Genomic DNA, 6,311 nt, shown 5'->3' on the forward strand with positions numbered 1-6,311 from the left:
CGCCTGGGCGCGGGCCAGGCCGACGCCGGCCGCGACGAGCCGGACATGGGCCCGCTGGTCAGCGCCGCGCACCGCGAGCGCGTGCTCGGCTACATCCACAGCGGCGTGGCCGAGGGCGCACGACTGGTGGTCGACGGCCGCCCGGCGGGTGCGCCCGACCATCCGGGGGGCTTCTTCCTCGGCGGCAGCCTGTTCGACCACGTGCGCAGCGACATGCGCATCTACCGCGAAGAGATCTTCGGCCCGGTGCTGTGCGTGGTGCGGGTGGCCGACGCCGCCGCCGCGCTGCGCCTGATCGCCGACCACGACTACGGCAACGGCGCGGCGGTGTTCACCCGCGACGGCGGCGCCGCGCGTGCGTTCGCGCGGCAGGTGCAGGCCGGCATGGTCGGCATCAACGTGCCGATCCCGGTGCCGATGGCGTTCCACAGCTTCGGCGGCTGGAAGCGCTCGCTGTTCGGTCCGCTGCATGTGCACGGCCCGGACGGAGTGCGCTTCTACACCCGGCTCAAGACCGTCACCGCGCGCTGGCCCGAGGCCGCGGCCGGCGCCGAGTTCGCGATGCCGACGATGCAGTAGAGGGCTGGGAATCGGGAATAGGGAATAGGGAATAGGGAATCGTAAAAGCGCCGCGGCGCCCGCATCGGACAACCCGGCAACCGCATCACTTGCTGTTGCTGTTGCTCTTGCTGTTGCGATTCCCCAATCCCCATTCCCCATTCCCGGCCCTGTGCCCACCGCAGCGCAACACGCACCGGCCGCAGCCGGGTGTAGCCTTGCGCCACCCCGGCGTCCGGCCGGGATCCACCGCCGCCACAGGAGCCGCTCCATGATCAAGGTCAGCGTGATGTACCCGTACACGCCAGGCGCCCGTTTCGACCATGCCTACTACCGCGATACGCACATGCCGCTGCTGCAGGCGCGCATGGGCGCCGCCTGCCTGCGCTACACCGTGGACAAGGGCCTGTCCGGCGGCACCCCGGGCAGCGACCCGACCTACGTCGGCATGTGCCACATCTTCAGCGAGTCGGTGGAGGCCTTCCAGGCCGGCTTCGGCCCGCACGCGGAGGAGATCCTCGGCGACATCAAGAACTACACCGACCTGACGCCGGTGATGCAGATCAGTGAGGTGGTGGTGGGGTGAAGCCGGGAATGGGGAATCGGGAGTAGGGAATCGGAAAGCGCCGCATGCGCGAACGACTCAGGCCATGCGGCCGCGACACACGCTGTTGCCATTCCCGATTCCCCACTCCCGATTCCCGGCCTCTACAATGCCGCCCCCGTCGCCACGCCGCACCGCCCGTTGATGAACATCGTTGTCAAAGAAGACCTCAAGGCCTATATCGATCCGCTGACCGCCGACGAATACGCTGCCCTGGAACGCAGCCTGCTGGCCGAGGGCTGCCGCGACGCGCTGGTGCTGTGGGGCGACATCCTGGTCGACGGGCACAACCGCTACGGCATCTGCCAGAAACATGGGTTGCCGTTCCAGACCGTGCAGAACACCCGCTTCCAGTCGCTGCAGGACGTGCACCTGTGGATGATCGACCAGCACCTGGGCCGGCGCAGCGTCTCCGACTTCCAGCGCGGCGTGCTGGCGCTGCGCAAGCGCGAGATCCTCGCCGAGCGGCGCGCCAGCGCGGCCGCCGCGGAGGCTCCCGCGGCCGACGCCACTGACCCGGACGCGGCTGGCGAGACCGCCAACGACACCGACACGCCACCCTGGGCCGACGCACCGGCACCGCTCAGCCGCGCCGAACTGGCGCGCGTGGCGCGGCTCAGCAACAGCCAGGTGGTGCAGATCGAGAAGATCCAGAAGCAGGCCGCGGCCGAGGTGGTGGAAGCGGTCAAGTCCGGTGCGATCTCGATCAATGCCGCCGCGGCAGTGGCCAGCCTGCCCGAGGAGGAACAGCGCGCCGCGGCGATGGCCGGCAAGGACGAACTGAAGCAGGCCGCCAAGCGCGCCCGCGAGTCCAAGCGCAAGCCCAAGCCGGCGCCTGCGGACGCCCCCGAGGACGCGGCCCCGGCGGCGGATGCCGAGGGCGACACGACGGCCGCGCTGCGTCAGCGCGTGGCTGCGCTCGAAGCCGAGAACCAGGCGCTGCGCAAGGAAGTGGCGGCGCTGCGCGCGCAGTTGCCGGGCTGATCCACGCGCACCGGCCATCCGTGCCGCGGCCGGATGACCTCGCCGCCGCGCATGCAACCGCGCTCACCGCGCACTGCGTAGACTCGGCCGCATGAGCGTGTCTTCCGCCCCTGCCCTGCCCCCCGATCCGCGCCGCGCGCAGCTGCGGCGCATGAAGCTGCTGGCGGCGCTGTTGCTGCTGGCGATGCTGTGCGGCTTCCTGCTCAGCCATGCCATGGGCCTGCACGGCGTGTGGGCCTGGGTCGGCGCGTTCTGCGAAGCGGCCACGGTCGGTGCACTGGCCGACTGGTTCGCGGTGGTGGCGCTGTTCCGGCATCCGCTGGGCCTGCCGATTCCGCACACCGCGATCATCCCGCACGGCAAGGCGCGCATCGCCGACAGCCTGGCGGTGTTCGTGCGCGATCAGTTCCTGGAACCGGGCGCGCTGCTGGCCAAGCTCAGCGCGTTCGATCCCGCGGCGCGGCTGGGCCAGTGGCTGGCCGAACCGGCGCAGTCCGCACGGCTGGCCGATCTGGCCCGCGGCTGGGCGTTGCAGGCGCTGGACCTGCTGGACGAAGCCGCGGTGCGGCGCCGCATCCATGGTTTCGTGGTGGCGCGGCTGCGCGACTGGGACGCCGCCGCCACCGCCGGCGAACTGCTCGGCCTGCTCACCGCCAACGGCCGCCACCACGCACTGCTCGACGAAGCGCTGACCCGGCTCGGCCGGCACCTGGACGATGCCGCGGTCAAGCAGCGGGTGTCGGCGATGATCGTCAAGTACGCGCGCCGCGAGTGGCCCAAGCTGGTCGGCACCGTGGAATGGGTGAAGCCGGTGGAAGGCATCGCCGACACCCTCGCCGAGCGCTTGGCGCACGCGCTGCTGGAGGAACTGCAGGAGGTGCTGTCGCAACCGCAGCATCCGCTGCGCCAGGACTACGAGCGCTGGCTCGGCGGCTACGTGCAGCGGCTGCGCGCCGATCCCGCCACCGCCGAGAAAGTGCAGGCGCTGAAGCAGCGGCTGATCGACCACCCCGGCGTACAGGCGTACGTGCAGGGCCTGTGGGATCAGATCCACAGCGCGCTGCGCGAGGACCTGTCGCGCCAGGACGGCGCGCTGGTGCAGCACCTGCAGCGCGCCCTCGGCGCGCTCGGCCAGTCGCTGGCGCAGGATCCGGCCCTGCGCGAGGCGCTCAACCAGCACCTGCTCGGCGGCGCCGAGCGGCTGACCCAGCGCCTGCGCAGCGGCGTCACCGAGCACATCGCGCAGACCGTGAAGGGCTGGGACGAACGCCACCTGGTCGAGCAACTGGAACTGAGCGTGGGCCGCGACCTGCAGTACATCCGTTTCAACGGCACCCTGGTCGGCGGATTGATCGGGCTGGCGCTGCACGCTGCCGTCACGCTGCTTGGCTGAGCGTGCATGGCAAGGATGCACTGCGCCGCTGGAGCGGCCGGCCCGCTGCCGACGCACGATGCGACGCACGCACCCCACGACGGACCGCCGACCCGCGGCGCCCGGTGCCACCCACGCAGCAAGGTGTAGACACGCCTCGACTCTTTGCACCGAAGGGCTGGCGCGACAGCCACGCCCGCGCTAGCGTTGGGGGACGACCTGCGGGGCCTGCGTCGCCGCTGTGAACGCCATCCCGCAACCGGTCGGGGGAAGCCGATGCGCGTGCCGAACGCGCGTTCGCCAGAGGAAGGGGGAGCATGTCGAAGAAACGCCGGACACCCATCGCCGGCCCTGCGCGGCTTGCGCGGCTCGCCGCCCTGGCCGTGCTGGCCGTCGGGCTGCTCGCCGCGCTGCTGATCGCGCATGGCGTGCAGCAGCGCAACCGCGCGCAGGCGCAGGCGCGCTTCCAGCAACTGGCCTCGCACGTCGCCAACGATCTGCGACAACGCCTGGACATGTACGAGCACGGCCTGCGCGGCGCGCGCGGCGCGGTGATCGCGGCCGGTGGTGACCGCATCTCGCGCGAGCGCTTCGCCCGCTACAGCGCCTCGCGCGACTACCTGCGCGAGTTCCCGGGGGTGCGCGGCTTCGGCTACATCCAGCGGGTGCCGCGCGCCGACGAGGCTACGTTCCTGCAGCAGGCCCGCGCCGACGGCGCACCGTCGCTGCAGATCAGTGAGCTGGCGCCGCACGAGGGCGATCGCTTCGTCATCGTCTACATCCAGCCGACGCAGTCCAACACGCCGGCACAGGGCTTCGACATCGCCTCCGAACCGGCGCGACGCGACGCGGCGATCGCCGCCGCGCACTCGGGCAAGCCCACCATCACCGCGCCGATCCGCCTGGTGCAGCGGCCGGGGCTGGGCAAGAGCGGCTTTCTGCTGTTGTTGCCGGTGTATCGCGAAGGCCTGCCGCTGCAGACCCCGGAACAGCGCTGGCAGGCCACCACCGGTTGGGCGTACGCGCCACTGAGCATCGCCGAGGTACTGGCCTCCTCCGACGACCACCGCAGCGAACTGCATCTGAGCCTGGCCGACAGCCAGACCCCGGCGCAGCCGTTCTATCGCGACAACGCCACACCGATCCTGGCCGGAGGCCCCACCGCCGAACGCACCCTGGCGGTCTATGGACGCCAGTGGCGCATCGGCGCACACGCCACGCCCGGCTTCATGCGCGCGCTCGACCAGACCTCGCCGCTGTTCGCCGGCGCCCTGGCCGCCGGCATCGCGCTGTTGCTGGCCACCCTGCTGTATGTGTTCCTGACCAGCCTGCGCCGCCGCGACCTGATCCTCAGCGAACAGAGCCAGCTGGCCGCCCTGGTCGCCGGCACCAGCGAGGCGATCGTCGCCGAAGACCTGAGCGGCCGCGTGACCCACTGGAATCCCGCGGCCACGCGCATCTTCGGCTACACCCCGGAGCAGGCCATCGGCCAGCCGCTGCAGCGGTTGCTGGGCGCGCACGTCCGCGATCCCATCGACAGCGGCGACGGCGTCCGCGAACTGCGCCACCGCGATGGTCACACCGTCAGCGTCCTGGCCAGCGTCTCGCCGATCGCCGGCACCCGCGGCGGCACCATCGGCCATTCGCACCTGCTGCACGACGTCACCGAACAGGTGCGCGCGCAGGCGCGGGTGCTGGAGCTCAACGCCACGCTGGAGCAGCAGGTGGCCGAGCGCACCAGCGAACTGGTGACCTATTCGGCGCTGCAGCGCGCGATCCTGGCCAATGCCGGCTATGCGATCGTCGCCACCGACCCGGACGGCGTCATCACCCTGTTCAATCCGGCCGCCGAACTGCTGCTCGGCTACGCCGCGCACGAGTTGATCGGGCGCAAGGCCACCGGCCTGTTCCTGGACCCAGAACAGCTGAGCGCACGCGCCGAGCGCATGGCCGCGCAATCCGGCATGCCGGTGCAGCCCTCGTTCGAGTCGGTGGCCGCGCTGTCCACGCTGGGACGCAGCGACACCCGCGAGTGGACCTACCTGAGCAAGGATGGCCACGCCTTCCCGGTGCTGCTCACCCTGAGCACGCTGCGCGACGACGACGACCGGGTGATCGGCTACCTCGGCATCGCGGTCGATCTGACCGAGCAGAAGCGCCGCGAGCGCGAGCTGCGCCTGGCGATCGACGCGGCCGAAAGCGCCAACCAGTCCAAGAGCGATTTCCTGGCCAACATGAGCCACGAGATCCGCACGCCGATGAACGCGATCCTGGGCATGCTGTACCTGCTGCGGCACAGCGCCCTGTCGCAGGCGGCGCAGGACATGATCCAGAAGATCGAGCTGTCGGCACGCAACCTGCTGGAGATCATCAACGACATCCTCGACTTCTCCAAGATCGAGTCCGGGCGCATCGACCTGGAATCGGCGCCGTTCGACCTCAACGAACTGCTGGAGAACATCGCCGCGCTGATGACCTCGGCGACCAGCGCCAAGCCGGTGGAGATGATCGTCGAGCCGCTGCCGCCGGGCTGCCGCTGGCTGCAAGGCGACGCGCTGCGCCTGAACCAGGTGCTGATCAACCTGGTGGGCAATGCCATCAAGTTCACCGAACAGGGCGAGGTGGTGCTGTCGGTGCGCGCCTTCCCCGGCGCCGAACCCGGCAGGCTCAAGCTGCTGTTCTCGGTGCGCGACACCGGCATCGGCATCGCGCGCGAGAAGCAGAGCCTGATCTTCTCGCCGTTCCTGCAGGCCGACACCTCCACCAGCCGCCGCTACGGCGGCAGCGGCCTGG

5 protein-coding genes are annotated in these 6,311 nt (G+C 70.8%); all 5 read left to right on the plus strand.

What is annotated here, in order from left to right:
• Positions 1-579, plus strand: a 579-nt coding sequence (locus D183_RS0109640) for an aldehyde dehydrogenase family protein (RefSeq protein ID WP_017908810.1), incomplete at its 5' end; no start/stop codon positions are given.
• A 250-nt stretch (positions 580-829) separates the two neighbouring features.
• On the plus strand, positions 830-1,144 hold the full coding sequence (locus D183_RS0109645) for an EthD family reductase (protein ID WP_017908811.1): 315 nt from the start codon (positions 830-832) through the stop codon (positions 1,142-1,144).
• Between the two features lie 162 nt (positions 1,145-1,306).
• Positions 1,307-2,146 (plus strand): hypothetical protein, encoded by an 840-nt coding sequence (locus D183_RS0109650; protein WP_017908812.1) that lies wholly within the window; start codon positions 1,307-1,309, stop codon positions 2,144-2,146.
• 91 nt (positions 2,147-2,237) lie between these two features.
• Positions 2,238-3,539 (plus strand): DUF445 domain-containing protein, encoded by a 1,302-nt coding sequence (locus tag D183_RS0109655; protein WP_441365556.1) that lies wholly within the window; start codon positions 2,238-2,240, stop codon positions 3,537-3,539.
• Between the two features lie 296 nt (positions 3,540-3,835).
• The coding region (locus tag D183_RS24360) for a CHASE domain-containing protein (protein WP_232757249.1) at positions 3,836-6,311 on the plus strand (2,476 nt) is incomplete at its 3' end.

The sequence above is a fragment of the Xanthomonas sp. SHU 199 genome, assembly GCF_000364665.1.
Lineage (GTDB): Bacteria > Pseudomonadota > Gammaproteobacteria > Xanthomonadales > Xanthomonadaceae > Xanthomonas_A > Xanthomonas_A sontii.

Coding starts and splice junctions, on each gene's coding strand:
- D183_RS0109645 (WP_017908811.1), top strand. CDS start 830: ATGATCAAGGTCAGCGTGATGTACCCGTACACGCCAGGCGCCCGTTTC.
- D183_RS0109650 (WP_017908812.1), top strand. CDS start 1,307: ATGAACATCGTTGTCAAAGAAGACCTCAAGGCCTATATCGATCCGCTG.
- D183_RS0109655 (WP_441365556.1), top strand. CDS start 2,238: ATGAGCGTGTCTTCCGCCCCTGCCCTGCCCCCCGATCCGCGCCGCGCG.